The organism is Dyadobacter sp. LHD-138, assembly GCF_030929615.1.
In the GTDB taxonomy this organism is placed as follows: domain Bacteria; phylum Bacteroidota; class Bacteroidia; order Cytophagales; family Spirosomataceae; genus Dyadobacter.
Map to the genome: position 1 here is coordinate 1 of NZ_JAVFVU010000023.1, position 21225 is coordinate 21225.

The window sequence follows — 21225 nt, forward strand, 5'->3', positions numbered from 1 at the left end:
TTAATGATTGTCCTTTCATCAACTGTTCGAGCGCCTTATCGCGCATCTGTTCGAATTCCGTCTTTTCCATGTTCTGTCTTAAAGTTAAAACTTTTAGACAGAGTTCATTTTACAGTCTCGCTTCGAAGCCTTGTTCGTCCAATTTTTAACTTTAGATTCTCTGTGAGTGAGTTTAAATATGGACATGTAAGAGTCAATAATCCATTCTTGTTTACCCTTGAAACATTGGTAGTTAATTTTTGAAAAGGCTTCTTGAACATAGATTCCAGTTACCTTCCTCTGATTTATATGAAGTAATGGCGTTGTAACTTCTGGAATTGTTTTCTTAGTTAACATCTCATCAACATATATTAAAAGTAATTCGTAATCTTTTTCTGTCATTATTGGCTCATCTTTCCTTACCTCTATTAAGAATTGTAATTGAGAACGAGCAAATTTCTTTTGCTCATCTAATGTAATAAGCTCCTGTATATCGTTAATCTTCGAGATTGTAGATGTAGGTTTTGATATGATATTAGGTTTTGGATTGTCTGAAAACTCAATATCAAGATTTAGTCGACTTTTGACATTCTGCTCGAAATTCAGGAATTGTTGTCTAACGAAATCATAGTTATAGCTTAGGTTTTTTCCATTCTGAACATGGCTAAGTATTTCTCTTAATTGATATCCATAATATTTGGCTCTTGCTATATTTTCAGATTCATCGCTCAATCGGTTTAAAGTTGCGTTAAGTATTCGATTGAACATTATTTCCATATAAATAGTAAGTTCTAGGTCAAATTGCTCGTCTATGAATTCCACGGAACGCGAGCATCGATATCGCCAACTTTCATATAAATCGTCATAGAGGTGTTTCCTTACTTCAAATAATGGATCTAAATTTTGAGTACTGAGTTCTTGTGACATAAACTTCAATTTAAAGTTATTGAGGGATACAATTTATAGTAATGAAAACCTGAAAGCTTACACTTCCTGATAAGATATCCAATGAGTAGCTAAACGACAAAGATTTTGTATTTAATCTATACTTTCAGCCGTAATTAGAAGCCAAGGAACATGGGAAGTTTTGAAATACCGAAAGCCTATTTGGCAATACTCAAGATTGGCTCCAAAAACAGCCAGCGCATCGATGCGGTGTTCAATCCTGTGTGAAGCCGTAGTGTAGATCTTAGATTGAGTTTGCAATTTTAAGGTTGAAGGTCATAAGCTCTGAACTTTTTGAATTGCATTGTGAATCAGAATTTATTAACATTATCTTTTTTAGAGATAAAAATTAATATCGATGAATACAGAAATAAGCCCCCAAGATCAGTATAAAGATGAAGTGATGAACAGGCTCAGGACATCCAAACTTTATAATACCTTTGCTGAACGCTGCCGAAATAATTCTGAGACAGATGGAAGCAAAATTTTAGCCATTACAGAAGAAGCCATTACATATTCCTATCATCGTCACAAACTTGTTTTGAGACATATGGGAGAATTTACGTTGCACGATTCGGAACATTTGTTTAAAGTACTGCGCCTCATGGAATTTTTAATTCCTGATAGTACAATTAGCCATTTATCAAATCCCGAACTGATGTTGCTAATTTTAGCTGTCTTCTTTCATGATATAGGCATGGCACCATCGGAGGCGGTAATAAGAGCTTGGCTAGGTATTGATATGCAAGATTTCACAGATGGCCAGCGAGAGGAATACGAAAAATTTCAGCGATTTGTAAATGGTAGGGAAGACAAAAAGAAAGAGGTAGATGAATTAAGAGCTCAAAAAAATTACGCAAAAGCGGAATTAGTGATGCGCTACCTCATATCAGAATATATTAGAATAACTCACGCGGAAAGAGCAATCGAGATTATTGCTGAGGATTGGGATGGAATATTCCAATACCATGGCACTGACTTAACCCCTCAACTAGCCCTCCTTTGTAGAAGCCATAATGAAGACAGTATTAAGCTGTTAGATTTAGACCATGCGATTCCTATGGGTCAAGGAACTTATATTTGTGTCCCATTTTTAGGAGTGGTATTACGCTTAGCAGACATTTTAGATTTTGACGCGAAGAGAACCCCCCAGGTGCTTCTGTCGAACTTATTCATATCAAGCCCAACTTCAATAAAAGAGTGGCAAAAGCATAGAGCTATTGATAATTGGACTATAACCGAAAAATTTATTGGTTTCAAGGCAACATGTTCCCACCCAGCTATCGAGTCTTCAATTAGGAAATTTTGTTCGACAATAGATTACGAGCTTAAATCATGTTCCTCTGTCTTATCGAATTTACATGATGGAAATTTAGTGCCATTTCCAGATTATTATCGGATTCCGCTGGCACCTAAGGTCGATTCTTCAAGAATTAAAGCGGAGATTGATTTAAATGGAAAGCCGAAATATCTTTATCGAGATACAACTTTCACCCTTAGCAAGAAGCAAATTATTGACTTATTAATGGGAACAAAATTGTATGGGCAAACAAATATTGCACTTCGAGAGCTGTTGCAAAATTCAATTGATACATGTTTGTTGAGAGCCAAGTTGGAGGAGTTTTGGGGTAATAGTCATAATCCGGAGCTTGTTGTTACTTTTACCAGAACCGATCAAGAGACGAAATTATCAGTTTTAGATAATGGAATGGGTATGGATGAAAATATCATAGATAATTTTTATTCTAAAATTGGCAAATCTTATTATAAATCATCCGACTTTCTGGAGTTAAAGTCAACGTTGAGATCGGAATATATTCCTACATCCAGGTTTGGAATTGGAATACTTTCTTGTTTCATGGTAAGCGATGTCATTGAGGTCGAGACGCGTCGTGTTAATGAAAATCATCATTATTCCGATCCCTTAACATTAAGAATTGAAGGTCAAGACAGCATATTTTTTATACAAAGGGGCAACAAGAATATGCCTGGGACTTCCACAACTCTTACTCTTCGAAAGGATAATCCCTGGTCCTCGTTAACGGATTCTCAAATCGTTGATTTTGTAAAACGAACCGTTCCGTTTCCTCCATTTCCGATTAAAATAAAGGTAGGCTCTCTGACTATGGAACATAGGCCAATTTCAGCGACAGAAGCTAGTATCGAAGATTTTAAACATCAAGAGTCTCCAAATTTCAATTTAGTTACATTTCCGATAATTTTGAACGGTTCAAAAGGAATCTTTGGATATTGCGAAGCTACCATAATTGAAAGTAATGGAATTCCTGTCGATGGATTAAATGAGACATCTCGTGAGTTCGAAATTAATGGCTCAATACATCGGTTCAAATCAAAGCTTAAAATTGAGCCAAACAAGATTTCTTCCCAGTACGAAAGCATAGATATTAAGTCAAAACCCGGTGAAATCAAAATCAAAGAGTCTGTTACAGACATTAAAAACTCACGATCTAAACTGGCACTTCATGGTATTGAATTGCCGATGTCGCTCTTTGATTTCTGGAACGGCGATACATACCAGCGTGCAAAGGTTAATTGGCCTGTATGTGTACAGCTTAATATTAACATAAATGGAAACAGGGATATTAACCTTAATTCAGCCAGAACTGAGATCTTGTCTGATGAAAAATGGATTGACTTTGAATACACACTATGCAAAGAGATTCTTTCGGGTGTTAAGAATCAGGTGAATGTAGTTTATTGGAATGCGCTGAAAACTATTTTGTCATCTAAGGTTGAAGGATATAGTGTTGAATTTCAACATGCGTTATCGGAGGTTTAATGATTTTTCGTTAAAATTCTCTTTCGATCATTCGTTTTTTTTCGTCTCTACAAAAAATCTTATTTTATATTAATTTAACGTCCTTATTTTTAACTAAATAAAATGCCATCCATTATAACTGGATGGCATTTTCAATTGTAAGAAGTAAAAAGTGATTTAAGTAGATATTCCTATGAAACTTCAACATTGTTCATGGGCAAAAAAAGATATTAAGTTGCTTGGCGAAGTAATGGAGTAGATCAACTTACGTCGCACTATGGGCTGCTGCATGTTATTCTGTCGGCAATTTGAATTTTTCGCTTACGTCAACTTTTGTCAGGAGGTTTGAATATTTGGTCATTACATCATTTTCGTGGCTTCCTAAGTAATTTTCAGTGGTTTTAAGACTATTATGTCCGAGACTTCTTGAAATCAATACTAGCGGTGCATCGTTTTGCATCATGATGGTACTGAAACTGTGTCTAGCTACATAAGTTGTCAATGGGATTTTGATGTTAAGCGTTTCACCTACTTTTTTCATATATTTATTTACCAGTTTAGTGACATTCTGGACACTCATTCTTTCCCTTAAAGGGGATGCATTCAAAGGTAAAAAAGGGAATATGTGATTTTCCGGAGCATTATTCTTATTGCCCCATTTATCAATCGTCAGTTTAGCAAAATCATGTAGGGGAATTATAATTTGTTTCTGGTTATTTCTGGAAGTTAATTCAGTCTTTGCCCGAATCACTCTCATTGTTTTGTTTTCGATATTTGCATATCGGAGTCGACAAATATCCTTAATATTTAAACCATTGCAGAAGTAAGAGAACAACCAAATATCGATTGCCATATCTTCATTGCTTCCACGAACTCTTTTAAACTCTATTATACTGTCTATTTGATTTTGGGTAAGAGCTTTTTTTATGTTTTGACCAGCAGGAATTACATATTTTCCTTTCCTAAAAGGGTAATCTTCTCTGCGTATGTAACCCAAATCAATTGCTTGATTTACAATTGTTCGAAAGCTTCTAAGGTATATTCCTATCGTTGTATCTTTTGTGCCTTTATTTTTCGCATCACGTTCATATTTTTTTAAAAAATCAACTGTCACATCGTCAAATCGAAGCCTCTTTTGATAAGCTTTTAATGAATTTAGTGCGGTATGATATGATTGAGCCGTTGAGACACGGCCAGAATCAGCTAGTTTAGCTACATAATTTTCCATCAGGGTATATATGTCGCCAGATGTAGATTTTGGAATGTTGCCATAGTAGTGAGCTTTAAACATCTTAAATGTAAATTCTGGAAGGTCTCTGATAACTTGGTTCGCCTTGCCTTCTTCAATCTGAATACGATTTTTTGTTTCTCTTAATAAATCTGGCAATTTTTTTGAGGTAGTTATACGCTCATAATCTTCGATCGATAAATCGATGGCTATAATGTAATCTTTGTACTTCCTAAGATATGTAACTCTCAATTTTAACGGATATTTTCCGTCTTGCTTTTCTCTACGTTTGTCAAGGACAATTTTCGCGGTTGCTTTGGATAAACTCATAAATTTTAAGATTTAATTTGCAAACAATTTCACAAACAAACTTTGTGAACACCGATAAATACCGGATACAAAGGATGATAAAAATTTTATTAAATAATTGGTGTAGAGATAGTTGTATTAGAAAGGATAAGTATCAACAACAATCGATTAGTAGAGATCGCACGACTGTTAATCAGAGGGTCGTTGGTTCGAGCCCAACTTCGGGAGCCCTGAATTAGAAGCACTTAACGAGAAATCGTTAAGTGCTTTTTTATTTTTAATTCATCCTGAAATATGCGGTTCGGTACTTACGGAACCAACACTTTCTTTGATCTTATATTGCCCTGGTTTTGTAATGACAATATATATAAGCCAGAGGAAAGATTACCTACGGGTTTCACCGTGTAAATATTGCCCGTATTGATCAGACTGAACGGGATAGTCCGGCCGCTCATATCAAACAGGCGAATGTTTTGCTGGCTGTCTCCTTTTAACAGGAATTTTAGCTCGCGGTTGACGACTGGATTGCCCAGAATTTCAAAGGCAACACTGTTTGTATTGTTGGCAACCGAGATGATCCGGGAGTTTTCAAAGCTGCCATCTTTATCGACCTGCCTCAACCGGTAGTAATTGTTTCCCTGTGTCGGCGAAGTGTCCAGAAAGTTGTAATTTAATTTTGTTGTCGAGCTTCCCTTTGCCATCACCTTCCCAATGGTCATAAATTCCTGCAAATCACCGCTGCGTTGAATATCGAAATGACTGCTTCCTGATTCCTCCGTCGTTGCCCAGGAGAGGGAAATGGCGTTGTCCAACAGATCACCCTTAAATTGGGTTAATTTGACTGGCAGTGGTGTGACGCAATTGTTTTTCAGTTCGGCAATAATGGCATTGGGTAGACTGGGGCTTGTGACTTCTACCCAGATGGATCGCAAACTTTCTGCTGGTAAATACGTGTAGTTTGCCGCATTGATGTCAACGGGAAGCGTGGATGAAATACTGGTGGTAGGACTTGTTAAAAATAAATTGTCACCCGGGCCAAATGTTGCTTCTCCGTTGATTAACACACCGTCGTCCAGATAAAGTTTGTAAGTAATATCAAAAGCGGTTAGGCTGGTCGTGGTGATGTCAAGATCATAGGTCCTGGGTCCCGCCGGTGCGTTGCAGTTTATAAGTCCGCTGGCCTTCGGGTCGGCGATGGCGAGGTTGAAACCTTTGGCAAAACAGTGTACAGGAGGGTTGTTGCTTTGTGACTGTGTGGACCAGACGTCTCCTTTAAGAACGGGAAGCGAAGTACATGCCCCAGGAACCGGGAATTGAATGTTGTTAATTGTGATTTTGTAAAGGTCTCCGCTAATATGCTGTTCTGAGATGGTTAATCCGGTGAAAAGAGGAATTATACTTGGGTCGGCACTGTAAGTGGGCAGTAGTGCGGCTGTCCCATCCATGTCGATCGCCAGCGTTGCCAGGACCGCTCCAAGGTCGGCGGCTGTTGGGGCTTTCTTGTAATCAATATTTGGGTATTGGCTGGGCGTCCAGAGATGGACGTAGGTGTATTTGTTTCCGTTGTTTTTATCGATCGTAAAAGACAGATTCACGTTGACCGTGCAAGTCGTTGGGTTGGTCGTAACATTGTTTAGTTCAACTCCGGGATTTACAAATGAACATTGCGCACTAAGTTGATTGAATTGAGCAAGGCATACAATGCAAACAATGCTCAAGAGGTAGGATGTTTTCATAGTACATAAGTTTAGAACTGGGTCAAAATGTTAACTCAAGATACTATGTATATATAGAAATAGTTTAAGTTTTTGGTTAAATATTTGAATAATTTTAGGGTATGGTCATATTGGTATATTTATATATATTATTTGTAGAATGTAAATATAATTAATACTAGGTACTGTTCGAAATATATCGTATCTGTGCTTCAAATAAGTTTTAATCTATTGTAAGTAAGGTGATTGGTTATTTTTATTTGTTTTGTTGAATAATAACTAATTTGACAAAAACGAGAATTTCTATGCGAATAGGTAAATGGAAAATAGTATTGTCTGGTTGGATTTTATTGTTGTAAAAGTTATATTTCAATTAACCTGATCGGAGGCATTTTGAGTAGTTGGTTTTGACGTTCATGCCTGAAAAATCAGGACATATTTTTAAAGAATTTTGGAAGGTGACGATGTGATAGCAAAGGGGAACAATCAGATCATAACATGTGACCTGTTTGAGGTAAATATCCGTTTTGTACTTGAAGTTTAAAAAATACCCGGACGGGTGAAATGCTTAAGATCCAACCATTAGTTGCTGTCTGGACTTGTGGGTATCGATAACTTCACGACTTCCCCATAACCGACTTTGATCTCAAAAGCGTTGACAAGTGCAACGTTTTGCAAATAGGCCAAAATTAACCGGATAACGCCTCCATGTGTCACGACTGCTATTTTTTGAGCCGATGATGTCAATAATTCATCCCAAAAAGACAGGATACGTGCATTCATTTGTACCATGCTTTCTCCCCCGGGAACGACGACATTGACAAAATCATCCATCCATACTTGCAGATCGGTTTCATTAACGGTATCCCAGGTTTGTCCTTCCCAGTCCCCGAAGTCAAGCTCGGTGAGGCGCTCGTCCGTAATGAAATCAGGGGTGATTCGTTGCGCTAGCAAGGTGCAACGTGTGGAAGGACTGGAATAAACGGCATTAAATTTTTGAGGTAACTGGCTTTTAATAATCTCAAATTCCCCGGGAAAGGTATCCATAAGCGGAACTTCAAAACGTCCGTAAATCAGGCCGGGAGACAGGGAGGGCGTGGTATGCCGGATTAAATAAATTTCCATAAAAGGGCGGTGAACAAGTAAAAACCGATTTCACAAACCTGCTGCGTTGTGCCCAGACAATCGCCTGTATATCCGCCAATCCATTTTGTGAAATAGCGCGCCAAAAGCATTTTGATCCCGTAAAGTATGGGCAAGGATAATAATAACGAGGGTTGATTGAGCAAAAGGAACAGGCTGATTAATGGAATGATTGCGATAATAGCTGCAATGAATAAGGTGGTTTTACTGCCAACTTCTGCAACTGGTTTGGCTTTGCTGTCGTCCGTAAACCGGACATATTGATGTGTGAAAATCATCGTTACAGCCATAAATCTGCTTAGTGCATGTGCACTGACAAAAACCAGTAGGATTGCAGGAAACTGGCCTGGTAAGAGTTCGGTTAATGCATGGAGCAGCGAAAATTTTAATCCAAGGAGCAGCATGAGACTGACGACTGCGTAAGTCCCGACACGGCTGTCTTTCATGATTTCGAGGATTTTTTCCTTTGTCCAGCCGCCGCCGAAGCCATCGCAGGCATCAGCAAAACCATCTTCGTGAAAGGCTCCGGTGAGCAGAATGGACGAAATCATGGAAAGGAGGATTCCGGTGGGAATATTGATACAATACATGCCAAGGAATAGGGAAACGGCAGAAACTGAGCCAACAATCCATCCAATGAAGGGTAGATAACGCGTGGCTTTGTTCATATCTTCTGGGTTATAACCGACCCAGGAAGGAGCGGGGAGCCGGGTGTAGAATTGCAACGCGGTGAAAAATAATCGTAATTCCTGCTTCATAGATTTTCGTTTGTTGCCGGGTTACGACCGAATTATACGGACTGGCGGATGATCGCGATTTCTTCGTTTTTAAAGCTCATATGCAAATGCTGATGATCCTGAAAGTTAAAAACCTGACCGGCATCACGTACATTTTGTATTTTTGTAAAATCAAGCTCCTGAATAAGCCAGCCCTCTTTTTGGGGTGCTAGCGTAGCAATAATGCCTTCTTCGGGCATATCCGTGTCAGGCGTTGCATAGCATGCCGAAAAACCGTAGTTAATATCCACAGCCGGAGACCACAGTGCATTGCCTACCGTTTGGGAAACAACAGTGTAAACCTGATTTTCCAGGGCACGTGCCCTGGCGCCAATGTGGACACGCGTTGCTCCCCGAATGGTTTCTGTACAGCTTGGCGCCAAAATCAGCGAGGCGCCGTTTGAACTTAACAGGTGTGAGCCGAGCGCAAACTCAACATCGTAGCAAATTTGTATGCCAAAAGTGCCCCAGGAAGCCTCGAAAAGGGTTAGGTTTTTGGTGCCGCTTTGGATTCCCCATTCTTCGTTTTCAAAGCGGGTCATGAAAAATTTATCCTGATGACCTGACAAGCCTTTTTCGGAAAAAACATAAACCCGGTTCACATTTTTCCCTGCTTCGATGACCGGAATACTGGGGGCCACAATGATGACCTTATATTTTTTTGCAAGATCAGAAAAGACACTGCAAAATTCATTTTTCAAAAAATCAAGTTCAATAACCTGGCGGCGGATATCATGCCGGATATCGTCAGAAAAAACACTCACCAGCTCCATCGCGCCATATTCTGGAAACAGTAAAAGCCCGGCTTTTTGCTTTACGGCGTCCATTACCCATTGTTCAACATGTGTACGCCAAGTATTAAAATGGGCATGTTCAGTAATCGGGTAACTGGCGGAGGCAATGATCATATTGGGAAAATGGTGCTATGGTTGTTAAATCAGGAAGGTTACTATTTCTACCGCGGCGGACCGCAAGTATTCCGGTGCGCTGCACGCTTATGTCAGACCGAAACTGATTTCTTATTCAATTTCTTTCATCCAAAAAATCATCGTTTTGGGTGTCGAGATGGTTTCGCCAAGATCCGGCCATTCCATTGTTGTTTTCAAATCCGGTACTTCTTTATACCCTCTTTTGATCCAGAAGGCATCATTCGGGCGGTAGTCAACAGGTTGAGCAGGGTGATTGATCCTTTCAACCGAACAAAAGCAGGCTGTCCTAAAGGTGCCAAAACTGCTCGCATATTCTTCACGCGCATCAAAGAACCGGTGGCCTAAGCCCTGTCCGCGATAGCTGCTCAATAATATACTTTCACCAAAGTAAAAAATGTTGTCGATGTTGAAACCGGCTTTTTCAAACGGCTCCCGGATATCGGCTGTTTCGTCGCGTAAGGGGATGCAGGTTGTCGCACCCACCATTTTTTCTCCGTCATAAATGGCAAATAAAAAGGAGCGTTCGGCGAAGGCGTACGTCTTCAGATATTCCATTTCATATGCCAGAGAACCCTCATACAAATAGGGGTAATCCCGGAAAACTGCTATCCGCAATTTGGCCAGATCCTCGAAAACGGATTCAATTCCACTGCCTTGTTTGGTAATAAATGAAAGAGACATAGTTTTGGGGCTATCGGCTGTCAGCTATTGGCAGTCGGCTTTTAGCTCGTTATGAGTTCTTGAAATTCTAAATAAAAATGGTTAAAGTGCTGTTACTATCCGGCATCTGACAGCCGATTGCTGAAATCCGACCGCCGCTCAGGAAACCAGTTTGATCCAAAGTTCAAGATTATAATACGTAGTCACCCTATTTATTTTTCCACCGGTCACTTCTAAAAATGCTGCGGCAGGCAACACATATTTTTGTCCGTGAGCCTCCGGGAAACCTTCATCACCCTTTTTGTAAATCCCGTTCACGACAAACTCAACAGACACACGTTTATCGGTTGGTTCGGTGAAAAATACCATGTCGGTTAAAGTTTCTTCATATGAATCATCCATCATCTGCATGAATTCGGTGAACTTTTCAATGCCAACCCTTACTTCGCCCTGGTTAGGTTCATGACGCACTTCGGGGTGTAATAAGGAAAGCATACCTTCCCAGTTTTTTTTGTTGAAGAAATTATAATATTGCTTTACGGTGTCTAGCGCAGTCATTTTATTGAAATCAGTGGATCAAAACGTTTTCGCAAAGTTAAGTTTTGCGTTATTGATTAAAAGGATTTTTGGTCAAAGAAACCTGGCCGTTGCCATCTTTTTCATATTTGGCGATGCAGTTCTGCTGAAATTCTGAGTCAAAATTATTGTCTCCCGAAACCAATGTGGCGGGTGCCGGTTTTCCTTCCTGAAAGAAGTAAACTTTTGTATTTCCATATTTGGTGTAAGGCATTAAATCTCCATATTTTTGTATTTCGTCCCAAGGTTCTCCCTGAACCGTAACGGCATAAATTCGTAAAATAGGGCCGGTATTATTGGGGTTTCTATACAGTGCAACTTCCTTGAAATTGCCTTTCAGATCATTCACGGTAGGTTGTGAACTGGAATCATAGATAATGTAGCCAATTAATAAAGCGATGGCTGCGGCGATGATATACTTAACTTTCTTTCCGTCCATGGTATTGGGTTTGTGGGTTTACACAGCGGGCCACAGAGGTAAAAGAGATACACAGCGCTTCTTAATCGTCGCTGTGTATCTCTTTAAAACTCCGTGTATCTCTGTGCAACCTATATAATTTAAATAAAACTCATTTATCCGACACGCCTGCGCTTTCGAAACTTGCCATTTCGTTTAAAAATGCGACAGCACTTTGTAGCAGCGGATAAGCCACCGCGCAGCCTGTTCCTTCGCCCAGACGCATGTCCAGGTTTAACAAAGCTTTCACCTGCAAATGTTCCAACAAGAGCGCATGTCCTTTTTCTTCGGACTGGTGGCAAAAAATTGCAGAGTCTTTTATGGTAGAATTTATCTTAAAAGCGCACAAAAATGCGGCCGAAGCTATGAAGCCGTCGACCAGCAAAACCATTTTTTCTTCGGCAGCTGCCAAAAATGCCCCACACATCATCGCAATTTCAAAACCGCCAAAAGTTTGTAAAACCTGTAACGGAGCTGTACCGACTGCTGAATGATTTGTAATCGCCTGCTGAAGGATATCAATTTTCTTCCGATACTGATCGGGATTGACGCCTGTTCCTTTTCCTACGCAATCGGAAAGCGGAATTTGCAATAGTTTGCTCATGATTACCGAAGCCGATGAAGTATTTCCGATACCCATTTCACCAAAACCGATAATATTGGAACCGGTTTTACGGATTTCTCTCACAATCTGTTTTCCTTTTTCAATCGCCGCCTGGCATTCTTCGGTCGTCATGGCCGGTTGCTGCAGGAAACTTTTGGTGCCGTGGTTTATCTTGGCATCGATCAGTTTTTCATTGGGTTCAAAATCATGATCCACACCTGCATCTACCAGCACGAGTGCTATGCCGTTTTGCTTGGTAAAAACATTAATCGCAGCACCTCCGTTGAGGAAATTCAATACCATTTGAAAGGTAACTTCGGAAGGGTAAGCACTCACCCCTTCGCTGGCGATTCCATGGCTTGCGGCAAAAACGACGATGTGTGGTTTCACCAATGCCGGGGTTATTGTTTCCTGGATCGTGGCAATTTGCAAAGCCACATCTTCGAGTTTTCCAAGCGCACCAAGCGGCTTTGTTTTATGATTAATTTTATGTTGTATTTGTTCGGATAACGTCATCGCTTTATGATATGTAAAGGTCACACAGAGTTTCTCAGAGAAAAGAAGAGGGACACAGAGATTTATTTTTTGGCTATTTAATTCTCCGTGACACTCTGTTAATCCGCGCGGCGCCCGCTCTGTGTAACCTTAAAATTATTTCTTTAAATGAAGTGGCAAGCCGGAAACCATAAAAATGGCCTCCTCTGCCTTGCTGGCTACATATTGATTTGCCCAGCCTTGTAAATCTGTGAACTTTCTGCCAATTTCGGTATCTGCATGGATGCCCATTCCAATTTCGTTTGAAATGATGATAAAAGTGCCTGAGCGCTGTGTTATCGCATCAATTTCTTCCTTGAAAGCGGCCAGTGACTGATCAATATCATGGTCAAAAGCGACGAACAAATTGGTTAGCCAAAGCGTAACACAGTCGATCACGACAACCTTATTTTCGATTGGAAGTTTATGGATATTAGTCTCGGATTCATAGGTTGTCCATTCGGGGCCCCGCTCGTTTTTGTGCAGCTGCACGCGCTCAGCGAAGTTATCGTCCCAGATGTGGGCCGTTGCAACATAAACCGGGGTATCAGAAAGTTGCAGTGCTTTTTCCTGCGCAAAGCGACTTTTCCCGCTGCGCGCGCCTCCGGTGATGTAGATGATCATTTTTCTTCTGGTGTTTTGAAACGTTTGTAAAGGAATAACTGCCATTTTTCTTCCGCTACACCGGCTTTGTCCATTTCAGCCCTCGCCAATGTAAAAAACAGGTCGGATAAGCGGTTGATATAGGCCGGAATTGCTTCATGAACCGTATCCGTTTTTATCAGGGAAACAAGTCTGCGTTCGCCTCTGCGCATTTGCGTGCGGGCCAGATGGCACAAAGCCGAAACTTCATTGCCGCCCGGTAACAGAAAATAATCCGATGGGGAGGTCATTTCGGATTCAAGCGTGTCAATCCAGGTTTCACAAAACTCTGCTCCGTCTTCGGGCATGGGGTTTTTATTTTCCTTTTTTGCATCGGAAGGACGTGCCAAGTGCGACATCATGTCCATGAGATCTTTTTGGATTTTATGCAAATTTGGCTGCCATGCATGGTCATTGCCCAGTTTAACACGCAGTAAACCGATGGTAGAATTGGCCTCATCGAGGGTTCCGATGCATTCGATACGCACGTCATCTTTCGAGACACGGCTTCCGCCAAATAATCCTGTGGTACCCTTATCGCCTTTTTTTGTATATATTTTCACTGTAAGAAACGTTAAATTTTATTGATTTTAATGGTTTGCAGCGCCATGAGTAGGTCGCTGATATTGGAATATTGCGTTGTTACTGAATTATTCCGAAATGTCCAGACCGGAATTCCTGTTTGCCCGGACACTTCAATGGTATAAGCTAATACGCCGTTATCGGTTACAACGAAATCTTCACGTTGCAAAGCACGTTTTGTCCAGAAAACAAGATTGGGGTCTCCCGTCAGATGGATTGATGTGGAGGAGGCTTCTTTATGAATGTTGAACGTGCCCGTATTTCTGTCAAAATGAAAGCCGTTTTTGATGAAAGCGGCTTCGAAGCTGCCATTTAAAACGAGATCTTCGGGTGTTCCGGTGAGCAGTTTTCCATCCGGTTTCATTAACCAGAGTTTATCGGCGGCTTGCAAAGCGAGGTCAAGTTCGTGGGTGGAGAGTAAAATAGCCTTGTTGGTTTGCCTCGATAAATGATGGAGGAGGCGCATCATTTCCACCCGGTTTGGTAAATCCAGATGGGCCGTGGGTTCGTCAAGCAAAATCAGATTGGTATCCTGGGCCAATGCACGGGCAAGCATTACCTTTTGCCTTTCACCATCACTCAGTTCATTCATGCGGCGGCCAGTGTAACGAATGGTATCGGTCGCTTCCATCGCCCAGCTGATTTTTTCCCTATCCAAATCCGTCAGCGTTCCAAGCCAGCCCGTATAAGGCGTGCGGCCGAGTGCTACCAGTTCGTTGACGGTTAAATTTCCTGCTTCGATTCTTTCGGTTAATACCAGACTTAATTTTTGAGCGAGATCAACCGGTTTTAAACTGGATAGCGATTGTCCGTCCATGATAACTTCCCCGGATAAAACCGGCTGTAATCCAGATAAGGTACGCATCAAGGTAGATTTCCCCGCACCATTAGGACCTAACAGACAAACCAGTTGTCCCGACCATAAATCGAGATTCAGCGACCGGGATATGATTTTATTTTCTCTCTTTCCGAGCTTATAACCAATGGTCAGATCGCGGGCTGTGAGTAGCGGTTGTGGATTCATGAGAACGAAGAACGTAAGTTATTACGGCTGACGATGACCCAAATCACGACCGGTGCCCCTAATAATGAAGTCACCACGTTAATCGGTAAAACAGTTTGTGAACCCGGCATTTGTGCAATAATGTCACAAATTAGCATGAGCACGGTTCCTACCAGGCAAGTACAGGGGATTAAAATCCGGTGATCCGAAGTGCCTAGTAAAGAACGGGTGATATGTGGAATGGCAATGCCAACAAAACCGATCGGTCCGCAAAATGCGGTGATACTGCCTGTTAGCAGACTGGTGCTTGCCATGATAATCAGGCGTGTTCTGCCAACGGTCAGGCCCATGCTGCGGGCATAATTTTCGCCCAATAACATGGCATTTAACGCCTTGGACGAAGAAAAGGCGATAAGCAAGCCAACAGCGACAACGCCTGAAAGTACGTACAAATGGTATTGAACAACGCCACCGAGCGAACCGAAAGTCCAGAGTATATATTCCTGCAACTGTTCGGGCTGGCTGAAATATTGCCAGATGCTAATGACCGAAACGGTTATGGTGCCAACCATAACCCCGACGATGAGCAAAATGACATTGTCTTTAATGCGACCGGCAATGAGCAAGACCATGGACAAAACAAGTGCTGCACCGAGGGATGCCATAACCACAATAAGCCAGCTTCCTGAAACCCCAAGCTGCCTGATTGCGTAAATACTCGCGCTGCTTCCACTCGTAAGCATGACCGCTGCAACACCCAGTCCGGCTCCTGCGGTAATCCCCAGTTCTGACGGTCCTGCCAGTGGATTTCGGAATAAAGTCTGCATTTGGAGGCCGCTGACCGATAAGCCACAACCGACGATGATCGCCGTGATTGCTTTGGGCAGACGAATCTTTTCGACAATAAATAACCAGGCAGTGGTATCTGATTCTCCCAGGAACACAATTCTTGCCACCTCGTCAAAAGGAATCCGAACTGAGCCCAGCATGATATCCAACAGGAAAAAAAGGACAGCCAGAACCACCAGACCAATAATGATCAGCTGACGGGAACCAGAAGAAGACCGGATAAAAAGAGGCATGAGTAAATGAATTACAAAAAGGTAGCTGCGAATTAAAACTTCAAAGCCGAAAGCTGACGATCTATTTCACCTGCCTGTAATATACCAATTCGTGCTCTGGCAACAATTCAGGATGCAATATTTTGATCAAATCGGATAAGACAATCTGAGGGTTTGCTGCGCCGGACTCCCAGTAATCGTTGGATCCACGGCTGTTGACGCGTTTATTATAACTGTAAATCTGTCCTGATTGATAAGCTTTAAAATCAGTATAACGCGGATCTTTAGCCAGTATCTCCTTTTTGTTATCATAATTGCTGATCCCGACATTTAGCCAGAAATCTGCCGTAAGTGCCACGGGATAAACGGCCTCAAAGTTCAGTGGCAGACTTCCGGTAGCCTTGGTATTGTTCCAGTGATAAGCGGCGCCGGCGTCTCGGAAAAACTGGGCCATGTAACTATTCCCATTGGGCACAAACCAGGAATCTTTGGAATTCATTCCGGTAATAATGCTTGGTTTCGTTTTTACATTGCGGGTTAAAGCCGCCAGCCTTTTGTATTCTTCTTCCATCTTCGCAAATTTTTTGTTGACGAAATCTTCACGGTTCAGAAGCACGGCCAGAAGTTTAACCCATTCGGCGCGGCCCAACGGTGTTGTTTCTACCCATTCGGAGTTGATCAGCACAGGGATTCCCGCTGCGTTTAGCGTAGTATAACGTTCCATTTTCGAAACGGGGCTGCCGGTAGTCATGACCAAATCCGGATGCATCGTGATCAGTTTCTCTTCATTCAATCCCTGGTCTTTTCCAACTTCTACTATTTTACCCGCGTCAATTTGCCTGATGATTTCAGGATTGGAAACGTATTTCAGGTTACCTAAGCCGGTTACAATTTTTTCCTCTCCTAAAACGCCAACCAAACCGATATGCATGGAAGACATCGCTACCAGACTTCTGATCGGGATTTCAATAAACTGGCTGTTTGGATAACCTTTCGGCTTTTTTGTGCCGCGTTGAAGTAAAACGTATTTAGCGGTGTCGGTACTTTTTTCAAAAGGGCTTAAAATATTGATAACCTTGTAATTGTCATGATATTCAATCGTAAAACCTTTGGCATGATGGATCTGGATTTTTTCAGAAAAATAATCCTTGCCGGATGAGGCTGTTTCTGCACTTTCAGTGAGATTGGAAGAGCTTCCGCACCCTGTCAAAAACAATAAGGGAACAAAAAATAAAGCCGCAAAACGGGCAATAATGAATAAATGGGAAGGCCACGCAAAGTCATTGCGAACTTCCTGAATGGAGGTTTTCTGTTTTTTTGTCATTTTAGCTACAAGCCTTTCTTCCGAAAGCTGTGAGTATTAAGTTAATAAGGCAGGTCTTCTGACTCGTTCCATTCCTGACGCCTTCCCGGGGGCAATTTTGAATGATAGAATGAGGGAACGATTGAATAGCTGGCTTGTGGCCATCATTCGCTCATTCTATCATTCAAGAATTCAAACATTGTTCTGCCCAGTGGCAATTGTCATGGATGTTTTGATGAACTTACAGCAGCGGAGACTGTTCCGGACTTACACCGGTATTCCCTTTTAAAGTAAGCGGATAATTTAAACCCGATTACTACCCTGATGACTGCAAAACTACTAAGATTTGTGTCGGGGTTGATGATTTGATGAAATAAATCTAGTGTAGGGTTTGAAGAGGCGTTGCTTGTTTTAATTTTTCCAGAATAAACGCAACTCTCTTTTCCACCGGGCAAAGCGGAAGCTGGATGATTTGATAACCTGCCGAAAGATAGGTTTGAGCAAGCGCCTCATAAAGTTTTGAAGCCTCTTCGAAGGTTTGCCAGCGTTCGGCATCATTGACGTAAATACTTTCCCAGGGCGGGGCCATGAAAACGTATTGATGGTAAGAATAGGTTTCGAGCGCTCTTTGCTGCCGGTCACTTATTTCGAGCTGACCAACTTTTAAATAGGCGACGATGTCAGGAATTCCCCGGTCGAAGAAGGTAAATTGGTTGGATAGGGCGGCCTTTTCAAATTCAAGGATCATGCGTTCGAGTGCCAGATCAGCAAAAGCCGCAAGATCTTTCCAGGGAAGGCAATCGGTTTTCAAGGCAACCTGCTCCTGAATAAGCTGACGTGAAATTTCATCAGAACAGTTAAATCCTTCCTCTTTTAACGCGTCAAGTAAGGTGGTTTTCCCGGATCCCGGGCCGCCGGAGATAACAATTGAATTCATAGCGGGACAAAATTACCAAATGAATTGTGTTTTCGGTGTATTGGGTTGGTGATTAAAATGATGAATTTTTTACGAAACGTTCCGAAGGAACGAATGATTTGTCATGTATTCCCGAATTCCTACCCACGAAATCTGCCTACGGCATAGGGATTGTGGTATGATTGAATCGTTCAAGACAGGTTCAATTGTTTGCCGACGGCAGTGGTAGATTTTCACGAAACGTTCCTATGGGAACGAGGGAATTGTCATTTATTCGCTCATTTCTACCCACGAAATCTGCCTATGGCAGATGGATTGTAGTTTTTATTGAATCGTTCAAGATAGGTGTAATTGTTTGCCGACGGCAGTGGTAGATTTTCACGCAACGTTCCTATGGGAACGAGGGAATTGTCACTTATTCGCTCATTTCTACCCACGAAATCTGCCTATGGCATAAGGATTGTGGTATGATTGAATCGTTCAAGACAGGTGTAATTGTTTGCCGACGGCAGTGGTAGATTTTCACGCAACGTTCCTATGGGAACGAGGGAATTGTCACTTATTCGCTCATTTCTACCCACGAAATCTGCCTATGGCAGATGGATTGTAGTTTTTATTGAATCGTTCAAGATAGGCGCAATTGTTTGCCGACGGCAGTGGTAGATTTTCACGCAACGTTCCTATGGGAACGAGGGAATTGTCGCTTATTCGCTCATTTCTACCCACGAAATCTGCCTAAGGCAGATGGATTGTAGTTTTTATAGAATCGTTTAAGACAGGTGTAATTGTTTGCCGACGGCAGTGGTAGATTTTCACGCAACGTTCTCCTATGGGAACGAGGAAATTGTCGTTTATTCGCTCATTTCTACCCACGAAATCTGCCTATGGCATAAGGATTGTGGTATGATTGAATCGTTCAAGACAGGCGCAATTGGTTTGTAGCCACAATGGCGACCTCTCTAAGAGGTACAATTTATTAGGGAAATTTTTTACTTGTGCCATCGGCACATTTGGTTGGTAGCGCAAAAGTGGTGTTTGCCGGGGAAAGCGTTCCTTTGGAACGCCTCGTGTTCGTTTGCTAGGGATTTCTTATCGTTAAGGTTTACTTTGCCTGACCAGAGATAAACACAGTAATCGAAAAATTTGATTTCAAAGAAAATAACAAAGAACAGTCACCAAAACCATTAAAAAACAGGTTTTATGATTAATCAAGACAGCTTTCTCAATTTCTTTTGCTTCAATGATTCTGTCATTTTTCCCAATAAAAGGTTTTTCGACCAAAACACCATGATACACATTAGGGCCACCAAAACGGCAATCCATAATGCCTGCGAGCGCTGATTCCGGATAACCGGCATTCGGGCTTTTATGCAGATTTCCATATTTCAGAATGAATTGAAGACCAGTATAACTGCCTGTCACGAGAATCATGAAGAGCGCCGTAATACGTGCCGGAATGAAATTCACAACATCGTCCAGTCTGGCGGCAAACTTTCCAAATTGTTCATATTTCTCGCTTCTGTAACCAATCATCGAATCCATCGTGTTGATCATCTTGTACATCATCATCGCGGGAATTCCTCCGATAGCATAAAAAAATAATGGCGCAATAACGCCGTCGCTAAGGTTTTCTGACATGGTTTCCAGTACTGCAATCCTGATTTGCTGGGCCGTTAATTGAGACGTATCTCTGCCCACAATGCGGGATAATTGTTTTCTCCCGGCTTCCAGTCCTTCTTTTTCTAATACCCTGAATACATTACGGCCCTCTGTGATTAATGCGTTATTGGCCAATCCATACCATAGCCAGATGCTGTTGACGACGATAAACAACCAGGAATTGATGGACAAGAGGAGATAATTAAGTGCATAGAAAAACAGATATGTTGCCAGGGACAAGATTACCGCCAGAGACATTCCCTTGAAAAAGCGAAACGAATTTTTGTTCAGCCACTTATCACCGGCTGCAATGGCATTTCCAAAAACTCTGACCGGGTGGGGCCAATGATCGGGGTCGCCGATGATCAGATCCAACATATAGCCCAGGATTAAAGGGATGATGATTAGAGAAGATTTTTCCATTCGGTCAACGCGTCGATGAGTAAATTATTTTTTTCGGGAGAAAGCGTTGCGATGCGAAAATGCTGTTTGGTTAAGTCTCTGAAATTGCTCGCGTCCCGAATCAGTAAACCGTGTTTTTCAATCAAAAACTGTTTAAGTTTTGCCGCATCATTTTTCAGGGTTTCGGCCAGGAAAAAGTGTGTTGTGCTTTGGTGAATTTTGAGTGTGGAATTTTGGCTGAGCATTTCATTGAATTTCTCCTTATCAGCTAATAATTTTTGTAACGGTATTTGGATCTGCCGGTAGTTTTCGAAAATAAATTTCCCCGCCTGTAAGGCAATGGTGTTAACCGTCCAGGGTTGTTTCATGGTTTTCAATTGGGAAATCAAAACCTCGGAAGCAACAACATAACCCAGACGTAATCCCGGAATCGCATATGCTTTGGTGAGCGAGTGCATGATCAGCAGATTGGGATAACGGTTTATCAGCGAAATTGAAGAACTAATTTGAAATGTGAAATCAATAAAGGCTTCGTCAACCACAAACAGCGTTTGCGGATTATTTTTAACCCAGTTTTCAAGATCAGGAAAAACTTCGCCGGTTGGATTATTGGGGTTACAGATAAAAACCAGGTCTGTTGAAAGAGCCGGTTGCTGCGCGATTGCCGCCCAGGGCAAAAAAGTTAAACGGTGCTGATATAACGTGCAGGCATCTTCATACTCGGAAAAAGCCGGTGTTACAATCGTCGTTTTTTTACCGGCAAAAGCCTGGGCAACCAAATAAATAGTCTCGGTGGTACCGTTATTAATTAAAACCTGCCCGGATTTTAACTGATGATGCGCTGCCACCATTTCGGTCAGACTTTCAGCCATCACCTCAGGATAACGGTTAATCGTTGCCCACTGGTCAAAGATATAATCTTTCAAACCCAACGGTTCGCCACCATACCAGACATTGGTACTGAAATCTGCGATTATTGGATTGGGGTAACGGTAGGCGTCGTCGCCATGGCCTTGTAGCATA

At 41.8% G+C, this 21225-nt stretch carries 19 protein-coding genes and 1 riboswitch; of the genes, 1 reads left to right on the top strand and 18 read right to left on the bottom strand.

The window, feature by feature from the left end; all coding sequences use genetic code 11:
* Positions 1 to 93: 93 nt before the first annotated feature.
* Entirely contained in the window at positions 94 to 906 is an 813-nt protein-coding gene (locus RB622_RS17785) for a hypothetical protein (RefSeq protein WP_308047934.1), read from the bottom strand.
* 376 nt (positions 907 to 1282) lie between these two features.
* Here RB622_RS17785 and RB622_RS17790 point away from each other — a divergent pair, with 376 nt between their 5' ends.
* Positions 1283 to 3724: an ATP-binding protein gene (locus RB622_RS17790; protein ID WP_308047935.1), complete on the top strand. Its 2442-nt coding sequence runs from the start codon at positions 1283 to 1285 to the stop codon at positions 3722 to 3724.
* 271 nt (positions 3725 to 3995) lie between these two features.
* Here RB622_RS17790 and RB622_RS17795 read toward each other — a convergent pair whose 3' ends face one another.
* The 17 genes from RB622_RS17795 to RB622_RS17875 all read right to left on the bottom strand — a co-directional run bounded on the left by RB622_RS17795 (position 3996) and on the right by RB622_RS17875 (position 21224).
* Positions 3996 to 5261 carry a site-specific integrase gene (locus tag RB622_RS17795; protein WP_308047936.1) on the bottom strand — a complete coding sequence of 422 codons (1266 nt, stop codon included), beginning with the start codon at positions 5259 to 5261 and terminating at the stop codon, positions 3996 to 3998.
* Between the two features lie 287 nt (positions 5262 to 5548).
* On the bottom strand, positions 5549 to 6976 hold the full coding sequence (locus RB622_RS17800; protein WP_308047937.1) for a T9SS type A sorting domain-containing protein: 1428 nt from the start codon (positions 6974 to 6976) through the stop codon (positions 5549 to 5551).
* A gap of 561 nt (positions 6977 to 7537) precedes the next feature.
* Positions 7538 to 8080: an alpha-ribazole phosphatase gene (cobC, locus tag RB622_RS17805; RefSeq protein WP_308047938.1), complete on the bottom strand. Its 543-nt coding sequence runs from the start codon at positions 8078 to 8080 to the stop codon at positions 7538 to 7540.
* Positions 8065 to 8856, bottom strand: coding sequence for an adenosylcobinamide-GDP ribazoletransferase (locus RB622_RS17810; protein ID WP_308047939.1), 792 nt, complete (start codon positions 8854 to 8856; stop codon positions 8065 to 8067). Before RB622_RS17810 ends, cobC begins: the two co-directional genes overlap by 16 nt.
* Before the next feature lie 32 nt (positions 8857 to 8888).
* Complete coding sequence (locus RB622_RS17815; protein WP_308047940.1) at positions 8889 to 9782, bottom strand: carbon-nitrogen hydrolase family protein; 894 nt, start codon at positions 9780 to 9782, stop codon at positions 8889 to 8891.
* Positions 9783 to 9893: 111 nt separating this feature from the next.
* A complete protein-coding gene (locus tag RB622_RS17820; protein ID WP_308047941.1) occupies positions 9894 to 10484 on the bottom strand; it encodes a GNAT family N-acetyltransferase in 591 nt (196 codons plus the stop codon).
* 138 nt (positions 10485 to 10622) lie between these two features.
* Positions 10623 to 11021: a nuclear transport factor 2 family protein gene (locus RB622_RS17825; protein ID WP_308047942.1), complete on the bottom strand. Its 399-nt coding sequence runs from the start codon at positions 11019 to 11021 to the stop codon at positions 10623 to 10625.
* 49 nt (positions 11022 to 11070) lie between these two features.
* Positions 11071 to 11478: a hypothetical protein gene (locus tag RB622_RS17830; RefSeq protein WP_308047943.1), complete on the bottom strand. Its 408-nt coding sequence runs from the start codon at positions 11476 to 11478 to the stop codon at positions 11071 to 11073.
* Positions 11479 to 11608: 130 nt separating this feature from the next.
* Positions 11609 to 12640 (bottom strand): nicotinate-nucleotide--dimethylbenzimidazole phosphoribosyltransferase, encoded by a 1032-nt coding sequence (gene cobT, locus RB622_RS17835; protein ID WP_308047944.1) that lies wholly within the window; start codon positions 12638 to 12640, stop codon positions 11609 to 11611.
* Positions 12641 to 12751: 111 nt separating this feature from the next.
* Positions 12752 to 13258, bottom strand: coding sequence for a bifunctional adenosylcobinamide kinase/adenosylcobinamide-phosphate guanylyltransferase (locus RB622_RS17840; protein WP_308047945.1), 507 nt, complete (start codon positions 13256 to 13258; stop codon positions 12752 to 12754).
* Positions 13255 to 13839 carry a cob(I)yrinic acid a,c-diamide adenosyltransferase gene (locus tag RB622_RS17845; protein WP_308047946.1) on the bottom strand — a complete coding sequence of 195 codons (585 nt, stop codon included), beginning with the start codon at positions 13837 to 13839 and terminating at the stop codon, positions 13255 to 13257. The genes RB622_RS17840 and RB622_RS17845 overlap by 4 nt, the downstream gene beginning before the upstream one ends.
* Before the next feature lie 11 nt (positions 13840 to 13850).
* Positions 13851 to 14882 (bottom strand): ABC transporter ATP-binding protein, encoded by a 1032-nt coding sequence (locus tag RB622_RS17850; protein WP_308047948.1) that lies wholly within the window; start codon positions 14880 to 14882, stop codon positions 13851 to 13853.
* Positions 14879 to 15943, bottom strand: a complete 1065-nt coding sequence (locus tag RB622_RS17855; RefSeq protein WP_308047949.1) for an iron ABC transporter permease — start codon at positions 15941 to 15943, stop codon at positions 14879 to 14881. Before RB622_RS17855 ends, RB622_RS17850 begins: the two co-directional genes overlap by 4 nt.
* Before the next feature lie 61 nt (positions 15944 to 16004).
* Complete coding sequence (locus tag RB622_RS17860) at positions 16005 to 17246, bottom strand: ABC transporter substrate-binding protein (protein ID WP_308047950.1); 1242 nt, start codon at positions 17244 to 17246, stop codon at positions 16005 to 16007.
* 30 nt (positions 17247 to 17276) lie between these two features.
* A riboswitch (cobalamin riboswitch) is annotated at positions 17277 to 17564 on the bottom strand.
* A gap of 40 nt (positions 17565 to 17604) precedes the next feature.
* On the bottom strand, positions 17605 to 18162 hold the full coding sequence (locus tag RB622_RS17865) for an AAA family ATPase (protein WP_308047951.1): 558 nt from the start codon (positions 18160 to 18162) through the stop codon (positions 17605 to 17607).
* A gap of 1128 nt (positions 18163 to 19290) precedes the next feature.
* Complete coding sequence (gene cbiB / locus RB622_RS17870; protein ID WP_308047952.1) at positions 19291 to 20223, bottom strand: adenosylcobinamide-phosphate synthase CbiB; 933 nt, start codon at positions 20221 to 20223, stop codon at positions 19291 to 19293.
* Entirely contained in the window at positions 20205 to 21224 is a 1020-nt protein-coding gene (locus RB622_RS17875) for a pyridoxal phosphate-dependent class II aminotransferase (RefSeq protein ID WP_308047954.1), read from the bottom strand. The genes cbiB and RB622_RS17875 overlap by 19 nt, the downstream gene beginning before the upstream one ends.
* Position 21225: the final 1 nt, after the last annotated feature.

Coding starts and splice junctions, on each gene's coding strand:
- RB622_RS17785 (WP_308047934.1), bottom strand. CDS start 906: ATGTCACAAGAACTCAGTACTCAAAATTTAGATCCATTATTTGAAGTA.
- RB622_RS17790 (WP_308047935.1), top strand. CDS start 1,283: ATGAATACAGAAATAAGCCCCCAAGATCAGTATAAAGATGAAGTGATG.
- RB622_RS17795 (WP_308047936.1), bottom strand. CDS start 5,261: ATGAGTTTATCCAAAGCAACCGCGAAAATTGTCCTTGACAAACGTAGA.
- RB622_RS17800 (WP_308047937.1), bottom strand. CDS start 6,976: ATGAAAACATCCTACCTCTTGAGCATTGTTTGCATTGTATGCCTTGCT.
- cobC (WP_308047938.1), bottom strand. CDS start 8,080: ATGGAAATTTATTTAATCCGGCATACCACGCCCTCCCTGTCTCCCGGC.
- RB622_RS17810 (WP_308047939.1), bottom strand. CDS start 8,856: ATGAAGCAGGAATTACGATTATTTTTCACCGCGTTGCAATTCTACACC.
- RB622_RS17815 (WP_308047940.1), bottom strand. CDS start 9,782: ATGATCATTGCCTCCGCCAGTTACCCGATTACTGAACATGCCCATTTT.
- RB622_RS17820 (WP_308047941.1), bottom strand. CDS start 10,484: ATGTCTCTTTCATTTATTACCAAACAAGGCAGTGGAATTGAATCCGTT.
- RB622_RS17825 (WP_308047942.1), bottom strand. CDS start 11,021: ATGACTGCGCTAGACACCGTAAAGCAATATTATAATTTCTTCAACAAA.
- RB622_RS17830 (WP_308047943.1), bottom strand. CDS start 11,478: ATGGACGGAAAGAAAGTTAAGTATATCATCGCCGCAGCCATCGCTTTA.
- RB622_RS17840 (WP_308047945.1), bottom strand. CDS start 13,258: ATGATCATCTACATCACCGGAGGCGCGCGCAGCGGGAAAAGTCGCTTT.
- RB622_RS17850 (WP_308047948.1), bottom strand. CDS start 14,882: ATGAATCCACAACCGCTACTCACAGCCCGCGATCTGACCATTGGTTAT.
- RB622_RS17855 (WP_308047949.1), bottom strand. CDS start 15,943: ATGCCTCTTTTTATCCGGTCTTCTTCTGGTTCCCGTCAGCTGATCATT.
- RB622_RS17860 (WP_308047950.1), bottom strand. CDS start 17,246: ATGACAAAAAAACAGAAAACCTCCATTCAGGAAGTTCGCAATGACTTT.
- RB622_RS17865 (WP_308047951.1), bottom strand. CDS start 18,162: ATGAATTCAATTGTTATCTCCGGCGGCCCGGGATCCGGGAAAACCACC.
- cbiB (WP_308047952.1), bottom strand. CDS start 20,223: ATGGAAAAATCTTCTCTAATCATCATCCCTTTAATCCTGGGCTATATG.
- RB622_RS17875 (WP_308047954.1), bottom strand. CDS start 21,224: ATGCTACAAGGCCATGGCGACGACGCCTACCGTTACCCCAATCCAATA.